Genomic DNA, 15,841 nt, shown 5'->3' on the forward strand with positions numbered 1-15,841 from the left:
GTTCGACCACAACGATCAGAAGGGAAATGCCCATGAAGCTGTTCTACTACCCCAGCAATGCGAGCATGGCGCCTCATTTCGTGCTTGAGGAAATTGGCCAGCCATTCGAACTCGCGCTGGTGGACCGCACGCAGGATAAGCACAAGTCGCCGGAGTACCTCAAACTCAATCCGAATGGCCTGATTCCCGTCTTGATCGATGGCGATCTCGTGCTTTATGAAACCGCCGCAATCTGCCTGCATCTCGCCGATAAATTCCCGCAGACACAACTCGCGCCCGCATTCGGCACGCCCGAACGCTCGCAGTTTTATATGTGGCTGATGTGGTTGACCAATACGTTTCAGGCAACGTTGATTGCCTACTTCTACCCGGAACGTTGGGTGGATGCGGGCAATGCCGATGGCGCAAAACAGGTCCAGGCGCACGCCGAAGCGAAGATCGCGCTTTTACTGGATCAACTGGAAAACCAGCTGCAAACGAGCGGCGGCCCGTGGTTTCTGGGCGCGCACTACAGCGTGCTCGATCCCTATGCATTGATGCTGTGCCGCTGGACGCGGCAGTTCTCGCAACCTGCGCGACTGCGTCCGCGTCTGGCGTCGTATCTGCAGCAGGTGCTGGAACGCCCGGCCGTTCAGCGCGCCTTGCGCACGGAAGGTCTCGAGCATCCGTGGATTTAATCCGCTGATTATTCGGGTTGTTCGGATTGATCCGCTTGATTCGTTCGATCCGATGCATCCTGCGCATGCATCGGGTCTTTCTCGAAGATCGCGCCCTGCGGTTCGCCGCAATCGGCAATGGGCGCGAATGCCAGCGCGTGCGCCTCATCCTCTTTCGCGCCAAAACCCAGCAATAACGTGAACATCACCTGCTCGGTGTAGTCCACTGGCGCGTCGCCCGATAGCAGCGTCTCGATCCCATACATGATCGCGCCCAGCGCGATATCGCGCGCCACGCTCACGTGGCTCACGCGCAAGCGTCCCGAATCGATCGCCAGTTGCAGATCGCGCGTCAGGTATTCGTCGAGCAGACGGCCGCGCGAGCCGCGCCGCGTCCCCACGCGCGTAATAAACGCGCCCCACAGCGGATAGCGCGCCGCCATCGTCATGTAGAGCCGCGAACCCACGACCAGCCGCCGCACCGGGTCCGCCTCGGCCAGCACGAGCGGATCGATCACGCCCAGCACCTGATCGCTGCTCTCGCCCGCGACGGCCACGAGCAGTTCGCCGGTCGTGCGGAAGTAGTTGTAGAACGTGCCCCGCGCCACGCCCGCCGCCGCAATGAAATCGTCGATGAGGGGCAGGTCCGGGCCTTTCTCCGCGAACACGCCCAGCGCCGTTTCAATCAGGCGATTACGCGTTTTCTCGCGGCGCGCGGCGCCCACGCGGGTTTGATAGTTCTCTTCTGAAGCATCCATGTGCGTGCGATTGACGTGCGATTCACGTTCGATTGGCTCCCCAGCATTCTAGGGTTTGTCCTGAATCTAATCTAGTTGACGATTTTGTCAAAACGCCTAGTATACGAATTGACGAAAACGTCAAATCAACGGGAATCGACCCCCAGCAATGTTCGGAGGCAGGAAATGCGACTGGTAAGTTTTGAGCGGAATGGCAAGGCGGCACTTGGAGTGCGCGAGGGCGAGCAGATCAGGATCATCGGCGAGGAGACGCTTGAAGCGCTGCTCGCGCGCGGCGTGAATCTCGTCGATTACGCACGCGAACAGGCCACCGACGAGCGTGTCGCGCTCGCCGACGTCACCCTGCTTCCGCCGCTTTCGCGTCCGCCCAAGATCCTCTGCGTCGGCCTGAATTTTTCGGATCACACGTCCGAAAGCCATTACGCGCAGCCCGACTACCCCACCTTGTTCTTCCGCGTCGCGACCAGCCTGATCGCCCACGATCAGCCGATGATCCGCCCGCGCGTGACGGACTGCGCGGGCCTCGACTACGAAGGCGAAATCGCCGTGGTGATCGGCAAGAGCGGACGTCATATCGACAAAGGCGACGCGCTCTCGCACGTGGCCGGCTATTCGCTCTTCAACGACGGATCGGTGCGCGAGTATCAGTTCAAGACGCCGCAATGGACCGTTGGCAAGAACTTCGACGGCACCGGCGCCTTCGGCCCCGATCTCGTCACCGCCGATGAATTGCCGCCCGGCGCGAAGGGCCTGCGCCTCGAAACGCGCCTCAACGGTCAGGTCGTGCAATCGGCCAGCACGGATGAAATGGTGTTCGACGTGGCAAGCCTCATCAGCATCATCAGCGAGGCCATCACGCTCGAAGCGGGCGACGTGATCGTCTCTGGCACGCCGGCGGGTATCGGCTGGGCGCGCGAGCCGAAACTGCTGATGAAGGCCGGCGATGTCTGCGAAGTCACGGTCGAAAAAATCGGCACGTTGCGCAACGTGATTGCGGACGAGAGTGTGAACACGCGTGCGAGCGATCGCGCGGCACGCTGAGCATCGAAACCGCAGACCGCCCGCCAGCCGCGCGGGCGACATGAAGGAGACAAACATGCCTGAAAACGAGGCCGGTCGCGGCCGCGCGAGCATCCATTCGATCGATCATTTCGCGCTCAACGTGCCCTCTATCGACGAAGCCGAACGCTTCTTCCGCAGCTTCGGTCTGCGCGTCGAGCGCGATGGCGGCAGCGCGCCGGAACTCGCGCTCTATGCGGCCGACGGGCATCGCTGGGCGCGCATTCTTGCTGCCGATCACAAGTCGCTCGCGTATCTGTCCTTCAACGCCTACGCGGCGGATCTCGATGCGCTCTACGCCCAGGTCGCCGCCACCGGCCGCACGGTGCTGCACGATCGCAGCAGCGACGGTTTCTGGTTCCGCGATCCGGACGGCAATCTGCTCCAGGTGAAGGTCGGGCCCAAGACCAGTCCGTCGGCAAAGACACTGTGCCATCTCGACGGCAGTCCCGCCGATACGCGCGGCTCGCACACGCGTTCGCAGGCGCAGACCGTGCATCCGCGCAGGCTTTCGCATGTGCTGCTTTTCACGCCCGATGTGCTGCGCGCGCTGGACTTCTATCACGCCACGCTCGGGCTGCGTCTCTCGGACAAATCGCAGGACCTGATCGCCTTCACGCATGCGCCGCACGGCAGCGACCATCATCTCGTGGCGTTCGCGAAAAGCAGCGCGCGCGGCTGGCATCACGCGGCCTGGGATGTCGATGACGTCAACAGCGTCGGCGAAGGCGCTGCGCAGATGGCCGCAGCGGGCTATACGAAGGGCTGGGGCACGGGCCGTCACGTGCTTGGCTCCAACTACTTCCACTACGTTGAAGACCCGTGGGGCTCGTTCTGCGAATACTCCGCGGATATCGACTTCGTTTCCGCAGGCGCGCAATGGCCGGCCGGCGATTACGATCCGGAAGATTCGCTTTATCTCTGGGGCCCCGCCGTCCCCGACAACTTCATCCGCAATACGGAATTGACCGCTTGATCGCTGACCACCGACGCAAAAGCGCCCCGTAGCAACGCGGTATTTTCATCAGACACAGACTCATGGCTGCCGGCCCCGCCGGCGGCCAGGGCATCACTCGCTCGTTTGAAGGTGAACACTATGGCTTCCCGGAACATTCTCGATGTGGTCGTCGTCGGTTACGGTCCCGTTGGGCAAACGCTTTCCATTCTGCTCGGGCAGCGCGGCTACAAGGTGGCGGTGTACGACCGCTGGCCGTCGCTCTATCCGCTGCCACGCGCAGTCTTTCATGATCACGAAATCCGTCGCATGTTTCATGCTATGGGTATTGGTCAGGATGTCGAATCGATTTCACAGCCTTCGGCAACCTATCAGTGGTTCAACGCCGACTGGAAAACGCTGGTGGAAATCGACTGGTCGTCGGAATCGATCAGCGATGGGCCGGTGGGTTATCTGTTCAATCAGCCTTCGCTCGAAGCGCTGTTGGACCGCCGCGCGAAAGCGCTGCCGACGGTTTCGGTTCATCAAGGCTGGGAAGCCATCGAACTGCACCAGCACGCCGATCATTGCGAACTGACGCTCGAACGCATCACGATGCAGGACGGCAAGGTCACGCGCAGTGGCGAAACGCAAACGGTCAAGGCGAAATATGTGATCGGCGCGGATGGCGCCAACAGTTTCGTGCGCAAGACCGTGGGTATCGACTTCGAGGATCTGGGCTTCCAGGAGGACTGGCTGGTCATCGATCTGAAACCGCATGACGGCGTGAAACTGGACGTACCCGACATCGGCCAGTGGTGCAATCCGCAACGCCCGACGACCATGGTGCCAGGCGGTCCCGGTTATCGGCGCTGGGAATTCATGCGGCTGCCGCACGAAAGCCGCGAAGCGATGCAGCAACCGGAGAAAGTCTGGGAGTTGCTTGCGCCGTGGGTGGGCCCCGAACAGGCCACGCTCGTGCGCTACGCGCTCTATACGTTCCGCTCGCTGATCGCCGATAACTGGCGCCGTGGCCGCGTGCTGATCGCCGGCGACGCCGCACACCAGATGCCGCCGTTCATGGGTCAGGGCATGTGTTCGGGTCTGCGCGACGCATGGAATCTCGCCTGGCGATTCGATCTGGTGCTACGCGATATCGCGCCGCCGTCGCTGCTCGATGGCTACACGCCCGAGCGCCGCCCGCAGGTGCGCGCGGTGATCGACGCGTCGATCGCCATGGGTCAAGTGGTCTGCACCTCGGACCCCGTCAAGGCGGCCCAGCGCGACGCCGCGTATCTGGGCGGCAACGTGCCGCCGCTGCCGCCCTTCCCCGGCCTCACCGACGGCCTCATCGTGCACACGCAGAATAGCGCCGATGGCGGTATCGCCGGGCAATTGGGCGTCCACGGTCAGGTGCGCAACCGGGGCCGCACGATGCGTTTCGACGACGCGGTGCCAACCGGTTTTCAGGTCATCGGGCTGGACGTCGATCCGCAGCACTGGCTGGACGATGCCTCGCGCGCGGCGCTTGACGTGCTGGGTGCACACACGGTCGGCGTGACGTGTGACGAATCGAAGATCGTGGCCGATCGCGTGCTCTACGATCTCAGCGGAAAATATCAGCGGTTCTTCGCGTAGCACGATGCGAAGATCGTGATCGTTCGTCCGGACTACTATGTATTTGGCGCAGCACGTACGCCGGAAGAGGTCAACGCACTCATCGCGAAACTGATCGCGAATATGGATCTCGCTCAAGCAGACGATGCGTGCGAAGCCCAGCAAAGCACGATGGTATAAGACGCGAAAACAGGCGGCGTGCAGACCGCGCGTCGCCTCACGCCACCATCAGCCTGCGCCGGTCGCGCCACACCGCGAGCGCGAGCGCCAGTAACCCGCACGCGGCGATCAGCACGAGCAGCGCGCTCTTGCCGCCGTGCACCAGCACCCAGCCGCCCACCGCCGGAAAACCGAACGCGCCCACAAAATACGCGGCAACGAACCAGGTGAGCGCAGCACGCCGATGCGCGGCGATCGAATCGTTGACGGCCTGCAACTGCACGATCGGATAAGCCAGCCCGTAACCGGTGCCCAGCAATACCGCCGATATCGCCTGAAACCACGCGTGATAAGGCACGGCAAACATGGCGCCGCTGCCCAGCACCATCATCGCGAGCAGGACTTTGGTGGCGGTTTGCGGCCTCAACCTCGCCACGAGACGCGAAAGCAGCCAGCGCGTCGCCACGACGGTGATCGTATAGACGCTGAAAAACGTGCCCGCCTGCGCCTGCGTGCCGTGCACCAGCGACATCTGAAATGTCATCAGCCCGGAAAACACGCAGCCGCCCAGCGCGATGATGACGACCGGATACACCGCAGACGTGCGCGCCACCGCACCGATGCTGCGCAGCCAGCTATCGCGCTGCGGCTGTACGTGCGCAAGCTGCCCGAACGCTTCGAGCAACATCGCGGCAATCACGCACAGCGCGCCGATGCCGAAGAGCAACGCGTCGAGCGGCACGCGCCACCAGCGGATCGCCAACGCGGCCAGCGCCGGACAGCCGCCGATACCCGTCATCTGCACGGTCGCGAAACGCAGGAACCAGAGGCCGCGATCGGCGTCGCTGGTGCGCTCGGCAAGCGCCATCGGCGCGGCCAGACAGAAGGCGCCCCAACCCAGTCCGACGAGAAAACCCGGCAGCGCATCGATCGCGCCGGGCCGCCCCGTCAAGGCGAAACTCGCCACGCCCGCGCCCACCGCTAACGACGCCAGCGCCGCCATGCGCGCCGCGCCGCAGTGGCGCACGGCCCAGCCCGTGAGCGGCACACCGGTCAAGGTGCCGAGCGCCGCGCCCGCCAGCGCCACACCGGTCTGGAAATCCGTGCCGCCGGCCAGACGCACATGCATCGAAAAGAGAAACGTCGCCCCGTAGCCGGCCGATGCCAGCAGTACACCCATCAGCATGACGACGGCATTGAATGGGCGCACGTGGGCGATCCGCTCGTTGAAGGAAAGCAGCAGCTTAACAGGGGCGAGTGCGCGTCCTTTCGAGGCCCGCCCGCACGCAGTTCATTTATCACCAAATAGTTAATCGAGGCTATAAAAACCGCAAATCCGCGATACCTCACGAACCGCCAAACACCCTGTTTATTAACGCTTTTGCAATGCTCTATTGCGTGACTTCGCGGCAATAAAATCGCCTCACGTAAACCCCTATCAGTAACTACTTGGTTAATTATCTACACTGCGGGCTTCAGCACGAAAACCGGGACGCCCCCGCCCGGCCAGGCAATACCGACGATGGATACCCGCACTCTCCCGCCCGCGGCAAACGCGGCGCCCCAGCCCGCCGCCACGCCCTACACGGCCCGCAGCCTGATCGCCGTCGCCGGCATCCTGCTGGTTGCCGCCAACCTGCGGGCCGCCGTTGCCGCGCTGTCGCCGATCTACGACCTCATCGGCAAGAGCTATCTGGTTTCGCCGCAAGCCCAGGGCGTGCTCGGCTCGCTGCCGGCGCTGGCGTTTTCGGTATTCGGATGCTGCGCGCCGGCAATCAACCGGCGGCTCGGCCTGGAGCGCGGCATCGCGCTCGCCATGCTGCTGGTCAGCGCGGGCGATCTGGGCCGCGCGTGGCTCTCCGGTTCGGTCTGGAGCCTGGGCCTGTTTTCGCTGATGGCGCTCGGCGGCATGGGCATGGCCAACGTACTGCTGCCCGCGACGATCAAGCGCTACCTGCCGGGCCGCGTAGGCGCGACGACGGCGGCTTACTGCATCATGTCGGCGGTCGGGGCGGCGGCGCCCTCGCTGCTCGCGGTGCCCGTCGCGCATCTGTTCGGCTGGCGTTTTTCGGTCGGCGCATGGTCGCTGCTGGCCGTGATCGCCGCGCTGCCCTGGCTCGTGCTGCATCGGCCGCAAACGGCCGTGCAAGGCGCGCGCGACCCCGACCTCACACGGCGCGCGTTACGCTGGCCGCAGACCTGGGCGCTCGTCGTCGTATTCGCGGGCGGCGCGTGGGTGATGTACGCCCTGCTCGCGTGGCTGCCGACGATGCTGGTGCAGACCGCGCACGTCGCCCCCGCCCACGCGGGCGCGATGCTCGCGCTCTACAGTCTCGTGGGGCTCGCGCACAATCTCGTCGTGCCGAATCTGCTCGCCACGACCCGGCGGCCCGAGCGCGTGGTGATCGTCGCGGCGGCCTGCACGGTCATCGGCACGCTGGGTCTTGCCTACTTTCCGCAACTGGCGCTGCTCTGGGTGATTCCGGCGGGCCTGGGCGCGATGGCGATCACCATCGGCCTCACGCTCATCAATCTGCGCAGCCGCACCGAAAGCGGCACCACCGCGCTGAGCGGCGTCATGCAGGCAAGCGGTTATCTGATCGCATCGGCGGGACCGTGGGTGACCGGCAAGCTGTTTGCGTTCAGCGGCGGCTGGCTCGTGCCGTGCTGGCTCATGGCCGCCACCGGCGTGCTGATCGGCATCGCGGGCTTCGCCGCAACCCGTCACGGCTTTATCGAAGATCAGCGCTGACGCTCGGGCACCTCGACCCAGCGAGCCGCATGACCGATGCGTTCGCAGAAGTGCTCCAGCGTTTGCATCGTCAGCGAGACCGTCACGGCATTGTCGAGCGGATGAAACAACACGCGGCGCTCGGCGCGCAATGCCGCTTCGATCACGAGTTCGATCTGGTTGTCCGGGTCATTGGCCAGCGCGAGCGGACTGAGCGCGCCCGACCAGGTGCCGAGTTGATGCTCCAGATGCGCCGCATCGGCAAACGACAGCCGCGACGTGCCCAGCGCGCCCGCCAGCGCCTTCAGGTCGAGACTTTTGGTTGCGCGTACAACCAGTAAGTAGAGCCCGCGCTTATCGCGTATCAGCAGGTTCTTGCAGATCACGCCTTCCAGCCCGAGATCCAGCGCGAGAAATGCCTCGACGCTGACTACGGCGTCGTGCGCGCGCACCTCGACGGGGTCGCCGCAGGTATTGAGCAGATCAAGCAGATCGGCGGTATTCAGCATCCAGACTTTCGCTCGCGACTTTCGACAGGTTGAAGAAAGGCCCCGGCTGCACGTTGTTTCGAAAGGTTTGGCGTATCTGCTGTAACCTTGAAGGCTCGTGCCCCTTGGGGCCCTGAAACTTACGATTCTTATATCATCGTTCAGTTTCCGGCTTCACGGTCCTTGCCGGAATTAACGTGCGCCCCAGAATGCCGCTGCCCTCATTGCTGCCGCCGCTGCCACCTTTGCCCCCGTTGCTCGACGAAACGCTGCGCCGCGTCGACCGGCGTTATCGCCTGCCGCCGCTGGCCACCGCCTCGGCGCTGACCGACGGCCACAGCCCGGCGACCCGGCTCGCCGTCTCGATCGAAGCGGCCCGCGAAGCGCTCGCCGCGGGGCATACGCCGGACACTGCGATCCGGCACACCTTCATCGACGCGCTCGCGCAGATGATTCGCCACGCGATGCGCGAGGAAGGCGGCGATGCCACGCTGCAGGCCACGGTTCTGCGCCATCGCGAGGCGCTGGTGCGCGAATACGCGGCGCTGGCCACGGAAGCCGACCACGACCGGCGCGCGATCCACGCCGGCGTCAACGCCATCGCCCATCCCGCAAAGCTGCAGCGCCTGACGCCCGGCGCGCAACGCGACGCGCTCGCGCAACTGCAGGCCGCCGCCGCGCAGGCGGCATGGCCCGCACTGGCGCAAACCCTGGCCACGTTGCGCAACGCACCCGCCATCGCGGCATCGGCCACCTTGCAACGCGACATCGTCAAGCTTGCGGAGAACCCGGCGCTTGCGCATCTGCTGCGCCTCGATGCGCTCGCGGCGAACGAACACGTGCGCCAGTACCGTTCGCTGCTCGATCGCAACGGCCCGCGTCCCGGCAGCGCCCAGGCCATTGCGCAAGGCACGCGTTCGCAGCAGCGCGGCGCGGCCGTCGAAATGCTGGCGATGCAGGCGCTCGACGCGCTCGCCACGCGGCTCAACGATGTCGATGCGAGCGGCCAGCAGTTTCGCGTCGTGACGTCGATGCGCGTGCCCTCGGCCATTCCCGGCAGCCACGAGCGCGCCAAAACCGAATGGGATGCCGTGCTGCTCGAACGCGCCAGGCTGGACGGCGAAGGCGCAGACGCCGCGCCCTGGAATGTGCGCCTGCTGCTGGAAGCGAAAGCATCCGTCGATGCCGCGACGACCGATCTCCCTCGCCTGTTGCGCGGCCTGCGCCTGCTCGCGCACGCCAACGTGGACAGTGTCTACGCGTTCGAAACGCAGCAAGGCACCGTGAAACTCAACGGCGCGTCGCTGCACGCGCTGTCCACCGACGATGCGGCCTTGCGCGACGCCGTGCTGTACTGCTGCGACGCCCCCGCCGAAATGCCGCCGCGCCTGCTGGGCGCAGCCAGCCGCATGCAGTTGTTATCGGCGCAAACGAGCGTCAGCTTCGCGAACGCGCTGGCCGAGCGCCAGCACGCCAATGCGCACGCGCTCGAACCCGTCTGGCAGGCGCTGCTGGAATCGCCGCACTGGCATTCGGTATTGAATCAATATCCGATGCTGGTCCAGGTGCGCGATCTCATGGTGCATACGGACGATCTCGCCGCCGCCATTCGCGCGTTACCTTAAAAGCGATCGAACCTGAACGCAGTCGCAGAACGGAATCACTGAACGGAATCACTGCGCGCGTCGCACAGGAATACGAAACAACCCATTGCACGCCGCGTTTAAACTCACTCGCCATTCTTCCATTTGAATCACGCAGGCATGGTGCGTGAATGGGCGCGATTCAATTGCAGCCGTTCAAGGTGCAATAGTGGGTATAAACCACCCCGTTGCCGTCCATGCCTGAAATCGTGCGCGTACCATTGCCATAATCGGTCACGCTTTCATTCCAGGTTGCGCCGTCCGCCGCCACGCCGCTGACGTAGGTCGAACTGCCGATGGTGGTCGGCACGCGATCGGATGCGCCGCCTGTCATCGGCGGTTTTTCGTTCACGGGCGCCGTATTGCCGAAATGCTGCACCGAGTAATTATTGCCGGAAGCATCGATGCAATTCGGAAACGCGAGACTGCCCGAGCAACCCGCGTCATTGCCCAGCGTGGCGCCAACGCCCGCCGGAGCGTAAGCCAAGGCGGCAACGCAAAGGCAACAGCTCAGGCTCAGGGCAATACGCTTCAATTCCGGCTCCGGGCAGATAAGGTGATCGAGATGATACGCAACGCAATAACGGCGCAATCCATTGTAACTTGAGGCCGATCGGGCCTGAGCGCGCACGCGCTTGCAACATCTCTTCAATCAGGCACGAAAATCATTCGTCAGAATAAAACATCATCGAGCCGATAAAAACGTTTGCGCATGCCCGAACGACCGGAATAGCCGGCACCGGTGCGCCATTTCATTTTAAAAAAACACCATGCGCCGATATCGTTCAGCAAACGTAGAAACTCCGTGCAGTGACGAATTGACCACACACGCAGGTCTTTTTAACGAAGCGTCAATTTGAAGTAAGCAAAATACATAGGTCGCTGGTAAGATGAGCGCGAATATCGGATGGCAACCCGTTGCTCCGGAATAACGACCCGAATCTAGACCACTCGGGCCGCCGGTTCGAACAACAGGTGCCATCGGCCATCGGGGAAAGGCCATCTGCCCGCATGCAGGAACACAAGCGCACCCGCCAGAAAAGCGTCCGCCCGTTCACCGCATGCTACCGACCGCAAATGTTCAGACGCGAGCTGTGTCTCGCCGGCCAGACCGGCGAACCCAAACTGCCCGGCACCATTTGCGCACGTCTTACGCCTGTCTCGTGCAGACGTACTCCCCATGCACCACCCGAGCCCCGGCCGCTTAAGCGTCGCCGGGCCTGATGAACGCTGTCGAGTCGTTAGCTGCACGAACCAGCCGAAGCCGTCATGTCCACCCAGTCTAGCCATCATCATCGCCTTTTCATGGCGCTGGCCGGCGGGCTCAGCGCGACCCTCAATGCGGGCGCCTTTCTCGCACTGCTGCCGCCGCACGTTTCGGGCGGCGAGCTGATCTATTTGCGAGCGCTCGCGGGTCTGTTAGCCGTTGCCGCCTTTCTTCTGTTTGCGCGTTTCCATCTGCTGGCGAGCGCCCGCGATCTCTGGTGGATGCTCGGGCGCGGCGCCATGCGCTGGGCGCCGCTGGGCGTCGCGCTGGTGCTGCTGATCGCAGGCGCGCGGCTGGGCGGCAAGGAAAGCATCGTGTTACTGGCGAAATGGGCCACGCTCGCGCTGCCGCTGCAACTCGCCGGTCTCGCGGTGCTGCGCGGCGCGGCGCACAGTATCAACAATGCGCCCGGCAACCAGCGCGACGCCGCGTTCTTCGGCATGGGCAGCGAAGCGCGCAAGCTGAATCTGCGCCTGCGCCGCTCGCCGATTCTCGGTATCCGCGTGATCGGCTATTACAACGACACGCCCGTGGTGCCGCGCGCGGGCGAAACGCTGCCGCCATATCTGGGCCGTTTTGCCGATGCTGCCCCGCGTATTCAGGCCAACGATTTCGAAACGGTCTTTATCGCCACCGGCCAGCTCGACGGCGAAAACATCACGAACGACATCGTGCAGCAGCTTTACGATTCGACGGCCGCAATTTATTTCGTGCCGGAATCGCGCTTCGTCGAAGATCTCGCAACGTACAGCACCGACCTCGCGGGCGTGCCGCTGCTCGCGCTGCACGACATGCCGATCCTCGGGCTCTCGCGTGTGCTCAAGCGCACGGTGGATATCGTCGGCGCGATGGTCATGCTGTTGCTGCTCTCGCCGATCATGATCACCATCGCGATCCTGATCCGCCTCGATTCGCCGGGCCCGATCCTGTTCCGCCAGTTGCGCTACGGCGAGCGCGGCGAGCCGATCGTCGTGCACAAATTCCGTTCGATGCGGATGTTCACGCGCGAGGAAGAAGCCGCCAACAAGGGCATCGTGCGTCAGGCCGTAGCCGGCGACAACCGCATCACCTCGATTGGCGGCTTTCTGCGCCGTAGCTCGCTCGACGAACTGCCGCAGTTCCTCAATGTGCTGGGCGGCTCGATGAGTCTCGTCGGTCCGCGCCCGCATGCGGCCGAACACAACGAACTCTATCGACGCCTGATTCCCGGCTATATGCTGCGCCATAGCGTGAAGCCCGGCATCACCGGCTGGGCGCAGATCAACGGTCTGCGCGGCATCACGGATACGCCCGACAAGATGCAGCGCCGCGTCGAATACGACCGCTACTACATCACGCACTGGTCGCTCTGGCTCGATCTGCAGATCCTCATGCGCACGATCCCCGAAATCATTTCGGGCCGCAACGCGATCTAGGCCTTTCCAGCACACACAAACTAAAACGCCGGTGCCCTTTTGGGGCACCGGCGTTTTGCTTTATCGGCTCCAGCGGGCCGGACGCGCAATCAAATACCGCGGCCGATACGCCATTGACGCCAGCAGATGCGCAGGAAGTGGCGATCGTCGACCAGATAACGGCGCCACAAACGCGCCGGGTCCTGCATGATGCGCCAGCACCATTCGAAACCCGAACGCTGCATCCACATCGGCGCGCGCTTTTGCAGGCCTGCCGCGAATTCGATCGCCGCACCGGCGCAGATCATCAGGCCGCCCTGCAGCGAAGGCGCGTGACGGAACGCCCAGCGCTCCTGCTTGGGCATGCCGATGCAGACGAACACGATATCGGGCGCCATCGCGCGTACGCGCTCGGCAATCGCATCGCCTTCTGGGCCGGTCGGATCGAAGTTCATCGACGGCGCGATGATTTGCGCGTCGAGTCCGGGGAAATGCGTGGCCAGGCCATCCAACAGCGTCTGTTCCTGGCCCGGCATGCCACCCACGATCACGGTTTTCCAGCCGCCCACGCGCGCGCGCTCGCACAGTGCGGGCACGAGGTCCGCGCCCGTCACACGGCCCGGCAAAGGCTTGCCGAATGCACGGCTTGCCCACACGACCGGCATGCCGTCGGCGAACAGAAAGTCTGCGGTGCGATAAAGCGCCTTGAGTTCGGGCTGGCGGTCGAGCCGCACGAGATGATCGACGTTGGGCGTGACCGTCACGCGCGCGCGACCGTCGCGTTGCTGCGCGGCTTCGCACAGTGCGTCGAGCGCGGTGTCGAACGGCACCGCGGCAATGTCGAGGCCGAACAACGTGATCCTGGGCAACGATGCTGCCGATGCAGCCGATCCTGCCTGTGCGGTCGCTTCCGGCGCCGCCGTTTGAGAAAGCGCAGTGCTCATTGTTTTTACAACCCCGACTTCCCGCACGGATGCATACCGCCCAGAAACGCGCACGCAATCAAGCGCGCAGGTTAAAGAGGCGATTCGTCCGACGTGATGTTGTTTGGTCTCCTGGCAAAGCCAAGACGTATGGTTTTATTCGCAGAAAAACTGCAAAACGAATAGTACCAGCGCATCTCAAAAAGCGGGTGAGGCTGACGTGTTTTTTCAACGACACACGCACAAAGAAATTATCTTCGGCATGTGACCTTTCATATTTCAATTCGTCAGATGATTGAGCCGGATTGCCCGGAAACCCTGTACTGTCGCCTCGAAAGCGTGCGTGGCCGTAGGGAAAACCATCGTATTCGCAGCACGAAACGGCGAACATCGCGGCGGCTGCGTAATTTGCCGTAAGGGAGTTTCCTTATAGTGCCGGCGGCACGCAAACCATTAGTCCGATTTAAAACATCGCGGCAGTGCGTGGCGATCCCGGTAATATCGCCCGATCGACCGTTAATATCTGAACAATACGCACGCGCTAACGTTTGCGCGCAATATAAAACACCGATTTCCCATTCAACTCCGCTTCATCCGCAGCGCGCTTTACGTTCAATATGATTGTCGACGCTCGTGAGATCCCCGCCGGCAGCGTGCTGCAAGGGAACGTGTGCATCGTGGGAGCCGGCGCCGCCGGTATCGCCTTGGCAGGCGAACCCGACGCTGAGCATCGTGGCGCTCGCGCTACGCCGGGCCGCGCATCTCAAGGGCGCGGCGAATCTGCATGAGCAGCCGGTACGCTAACGCGTCGGCCACTGATTCGGCATCCTGATCAGTTGCGCGTGTCGCGCGAAAGCCGCGCACTCGCCTTCGCCCACAATGCCGCCAGCGGTGCAACGCCCAGCAGGCGATGCGCTGCCCACGCCGCAATCGCGCCGTTCACCGCCACTGCCAGCGAAGCCGCCGCCGCCGCGCCGACACTGCCGCCCAGCGGCGCGAGCACGGCAAGACCAATCAGCAGCACGGCCACCGAATAGAAGTTGATCCGATAAAGCACCGACGTATGCGCCGTCATGCCGAGCAATTCGGGCATCGCCGTAAAACACGCCGCGGCCAGTTGACCGATTGCGAGCACGCGCAAGGCCGTCGCGCCCGCGCCATATCCCGCGCCGAACAGCGCCAGCAGGCGCTCCGGGAACAGCAGCATGCAGATCGTGCACGGCAGCGCGAGACACAGCACGATGCCCACCGCCTGCGCCGCGCTGCGCTGCAAACCCGCCAGATCGCGGCGCGCATAGAGGCTGGCGAAGCGCGGCGCGGCCATGCCGGTCACGCCGCTGATCAGCAGGTTAACGACCAGCGCCAGCCGCCATGCCAGCGCGAACAGCCCCGTCTCGCGCGAGGTCGCCACGATGCCGAGCACGATCGCAGGCGCGGAGGTAATCAGCAGCTTGGTGAATTCCAGCCCGAAAAGGGACAACCCCGGTTTGAGAAGGCGCGGGGTTTCGCGTGCCGACTCGCCATCCGCAGACTCGCCAGCGGACACAGCCGCAAGCGCCCGCTTGAGCAGGATCGCGCCCACCAGCGCCGTCACGGCGAAGCTCGCGGCGATCAACATGAGTGCGTGCGCAACCGTCATGCCGCCCGTGAGCACGACCGGAATCGCGGCAACGCAGAAGATCGCGGGCCACAGCCACGAATAGATCATCTGGCTCAGGCCCACGCGCTGCAGCCCGGCAAGCGCCCCCGCGAGCGCCGCGCCCACGTTTTGCGGCACGAAGGCGAGCGCACCCAGCACGAGCGGCCACGCCAGATCGGGCTTCTTCAAACCGTACTGCGCGAACGCAGCAGCACCGGCGGCCAGCACAAGGGAAATCGCAACCGAGGCCAGCACCACCAGCGTGAGCGCACGTTTGATCGCGGGCCGCACGGCGCCGGCGCGGCTTGAGGCCACGTCCATGGCGATCTGCCGCGTGAGCGCCTGATCGATGCCCAGCCGCCCGAAACCCGCGAGCGCCACCATCGTGCTGAACACGATATAGAAGTTGCCCGTCTGCACCACGCCCAGCGCGGCGGCGGTCAGCAAATGGAAACCGTAGCGGCTCGGCAGATCGAGCAGGCGCACGCCCAGGCTCACGAGCGAGCCGCGGACGATCGAAGCGCCGCTCGAAGCGGGCGCGGTTTGGGTATCGCTCACGTGCGGTTTATCCGG

Annotated in this window: 15 protein-coding genes; 8 read left to right on the top strand and 7 right to left on the bottom strand. The window is 63.9% G+C overall.

Annotated elements, in window-relative coordinates:
* Nucleotides 1–32: 32 nt before the first annotated feature.
* A complete protein-coding gene (locus U5A67_RS12760) occupies nucleotides 33–677 on the top strand; it encodes a glutathione S-transferase family protein (RefSeq protein WP_321814874.1) in 645 nt (214 codons plus the stop codon).
* An 8-nt stretch (nucleotides 678–685) separates the two neighbouring features.
* Here the strand turns inward: U5A67_RS12760 and U5A67_RS12765 are convergent, their stop codons facing one another.
* Nucleotides 686–1,414: a TetR/AcrR family transcriptional regulator gene (locus U5A67_RS12765; RefSeq protein ID WP_321814873.1), complete on the bottom strand. Its 729-nt coding sequence runs from the start codon at nucleotides 1,412–1,414 to the stop codon at nucleotides 686–688.
* Between the two features lie 165 nt (nucleotides 1,415–1,579).
* Here U5A67_RS12765 and U5A67_RS12770 point away from each other — a divergent pair, with 165 nt between their 5' ends.
* From U5A67_RS12770 to U5A67_RS12785, 4 genes are all read left to right on the top strand, one after another.
* A complete protein-coding gene (locus U5A67_RS12770) occupies nucleotides 1,580–2,455 on the top strand; it encodes a fumarylacetoacetate hydrolase family protein (protein WP_321814872.1) in 876 nt (291 codons plus the stop codon).
* Between the two features lie 55 nt (nucleotides 2,456–2,510).
* Nucleotides 2,511–3,449, top strand: a complete 939-nt coding sequence (locus tag U5A67_RS12775; protein WP_321814871.1) for a VOC family protein — start codon at nucleotides 2,511–2,513, stop codon at nucleotides 3,447–3,449.
* Between the two features lie 120 nt (nucleotides 3,450–3,569).
* Nucleotides 3,570–5,045, top strand: coding sequence for a bifunctional 3-(3-hydroxy-phenyl)propionate/3-hydroxycinnamic acid hydroxylase (locus U5A67_RS12780; RefSeq protein ID WP_321814870.1), 1,476 nt, complete (start codon nucleotides 3,570–3,572; stop codon nucleotides 5,043–5,045).
* Nucleotides 5,046–5,060: 15 nt separating this feature from the next.
* The gene (locus U5A67_RS12785; RefSeq protein WP_321814869.1) at nucleotides 5,061–5,204 is read left to right on the top strand and encodes a hypothetical protein; all 144 of its coding nucleotides are present in this window, start codon (nucleotides 5,061–5,063) and stop codon (nucleotides 5,202–5,204) included.
* A gap of 37 nt (nucleotides 5,205–5,241) precedes the next feature.
* Here the strand turns inward: U5A67_RS12785 and U5A67_RS12790 are convergent, their stop codons facing one another.
* Complete coding sequence (locus U5A67_RS12790; protein WP_321814868.1) at nucleotides 5,242–6,393, bottom strand: MFS transporter; 1,152 nt, start codon at nucleotides 6,391–6,393, stop codon at nucleotides 5,242–5,244.
* A gap of 312 nt (nucleotides 6,394–6,705) precedes the next feature.
* On the opposite strand from U5A67_RS12790, the gene U5A67_RS12795 reads away from it, so the two are divergent.
* The gene (locus U5A67_RS12795; protein WP_321814867.1) at nucleotides 6,706–7,935 is read left to right on the top strand and encodes a CynX/NimT family MFS transporter; all 1,230 of its coding nucleotides are present in this window, start codon (nucleotides 6,706–6,708) and stop codon (nucleotides 7,933–7,935) included.
* On the opposite strand, the gene U5A67_RS12800 is transcribed toward U5A67_RS12795, so the two are convergent.
* Complete coding sequence (locus U5A67_RS12800; protein ID WP_321814866.1) at nucleotides 7,926–8,423, bottom strand: YbaK/EbsC family protein; 498 nt, start codon at nucleotides 8,421–8,423, stop codon at nucleotides 7,926–7,928. The genes U5A67_RS12795 and U5A67_RS12800 overlap by 10 nt on opposite strands.
* Nucleotides 8,424–8,611: 188 nt before the next feature.
* Here U5A67_RS12800 and U5A67_RS12805 point away from each other — a divergent pair, with 188 nt between their 5' ends.
* Nucleotides 8,612–10,027 (top strand): 3-deoxy-D-arabino-heptulosonate 7-phosphate synthase, encoded by a 1,416-nt coding sequence (locus U5A67_RS12805; RefSeq protein WP_321814977.1) that lies wholly within the window; start codon nucleotides 8,612–8,614, stop codon nucleotides 10,025–10,027.
* A 160-nt stretch (nucleotides 10,028–10,187) separates the two neighbouring features.
* Here the strand turns inward: U5A67_RS12805 and U5A67_RS12810 are convergent, their stop codons facing one another.
* A complete protein-coding gene (locus tag U5A67_RS12810; RefSeq protein WP_205987001.1) occupies nucleotides 10,188–10,580 on the bottom strand; it encodes a hypothetical protein in 393 nt (130 codons plus the stop codon).
* 734 nt (nucleotides 10,581–11,314) lie between these two features.
* Between U5A67_RS12810 and U5A67_RS12815 the strand changes: the two genes are divergently transcribed.
* Complete coding sequence (locus U5A67_RS12815) at nucleotides 11,315–12,727, top strand: undecaprenyl-phosphate glucose phosphotransferase (protein ID WP_321814864.1); 1,413 nt, start codon at nucleotides 11,315–11,317, stop codon at nucleotides 12,725–12,727.
* Nucleotides 12,728–12,816: 89 nt separating this feature from the next.
* Here U5A67_RS12815 and U5A67_RS12820 read toward each other — a convergent pair whose 3' ends face one another.
* From U5A67_RS12820 to U5A67_RS12830, 3 genes are all read right to left on the bottom strand, one after another.
* Nucleotides 12,817–13,650 (bottom strand): WecB/TagA/CpsF family glycosyltransferase, encoded by an 834-nt coding sequence (locus tag U5A67_RS12820; RefSeq protein ID WP_241024626.1) that lies wholly within the window; start codon nucleotides 13,648–13,650, stop codon nucleotides 12,817–12,819.
* A gap of 58 nt (nucleotides 13,651–13,708) precedes the next feature.
* Complete coding sequence (locus U5A67_RS12825; protein ID WP_321814863.1) at nucleotides 13,709–14,020, bottom strand: hypothetical protein; 312 nt, start codon at nucleotides 14,018–14,020, stop codon at nucleotides 13,709–13,711.
* A gap of 441 nt (nucleotides 14,021–14,461) precedes the next feature.
* Nucleotides 14,462–15,826, bottom strand: a complete 1,365-nt coding sequence (locus U5A67_RS12830; RefSeq protein WP_321814862.1) for an oligosaccharide flippase family protein — start codon at nucleotides 15,824–15,826, stop codon at nucleotides 14,462–14,464.
* Nucleotides 15,827–15,841: the final 15 nt, after the last annotated feature.

The sequence above is a fragment of the Paraburkholderia sp. J69-1 genome, from assembly GCF_905220255.1.
Taxonomy (GTDB): Bacteria; Pseudomonadota; Gammaproteobacteria; order Burkholderiales; family Burkholderiaceae; genus Paraburkholderia.

Excerpts from the sequence above, each read along its gene's own strand:
- U5A67_RS12760 (WP_321814874.1), top strand. The coding sequence starts at position 33 with ATGAAGCTGTTCTACTACCCCAGCAATGCGAGCATGGCGCCTCATTTC.
- U5A67_RS12765 (WP_321814873.1), bottom strand. The coding sequence starts at position 1,414 with ATGGATGCTTCAGAAGAGAACTATCAAACCCGCGTGGGCGCCGCGCGC.
- U5A67_RS12770 (WP_321814872.1), top strand. The coding sequence starts at position 1,580 with ATGCGACTGGTAAGTTTTGAGCGGAATGGCAAGGCGGCACTTGGAGTG.
- U5A67_RS12775 (WP_321814871.1), top strand. The coding sequence starts at position 2,511 with ATGCCTGAAAACGAGGCCGGTCGCGGCCGCGCGAGCATCCATTCGATC.
- U5A67_RS12780 (WP_321814870.1), top strand. The coding sequence starts at position 3,570 with ATGGCTTCCCGGAACATTCTCGATGTGGTCGTCGTCGGTTACGGTCCC.
- U5A67_RS12795 (WP_321814867.1), top strand. The coding sequence starts at position 6,706 with ATGGATACCCGCACTCTCCCGCCCGCGGCAAACGCGGCGCCCCAGCCC.
- U5A67_RS12800 (WP_321814866.1), bottom strand. The coding sequence starts at position 8,423 with ATGCTGAATACCGCCGATCTGCTTGATCTGCTCAATACCTGCGGCGAC.
- U5A67_RS12805 (WP_321814977.1), top strand. The coding sequence starts at position 8,612 with ATGCCGCTGCCCTCATTGCTGCCGCCGCTGCCACCTTTGCCCCCGTTG.
- U5A67_RS12815 (WP_321814864.1), top strand. The coding sequence starts at position 11,315 with ATGTCCACCCAGTCTAGCCATCATCATCGCCTTTTCATGGCGCTGGCC.
- U5A67_RS12820 (WP_241024626.1), bottom strand. The coding sequence starts at position 13,650 with ATGAGCACTGCGCTTTCTCAAACGGCGGCGCCGGAAGCGACCGCACAG.
- U5A67_RS12825 (WP_321814863.1), bottom strand. The coding sequence starts at position 14,020 with ATGTTCGCCGTTTCGTGCTGCGAATACGATGGTTTTCCCTACGGCCAC.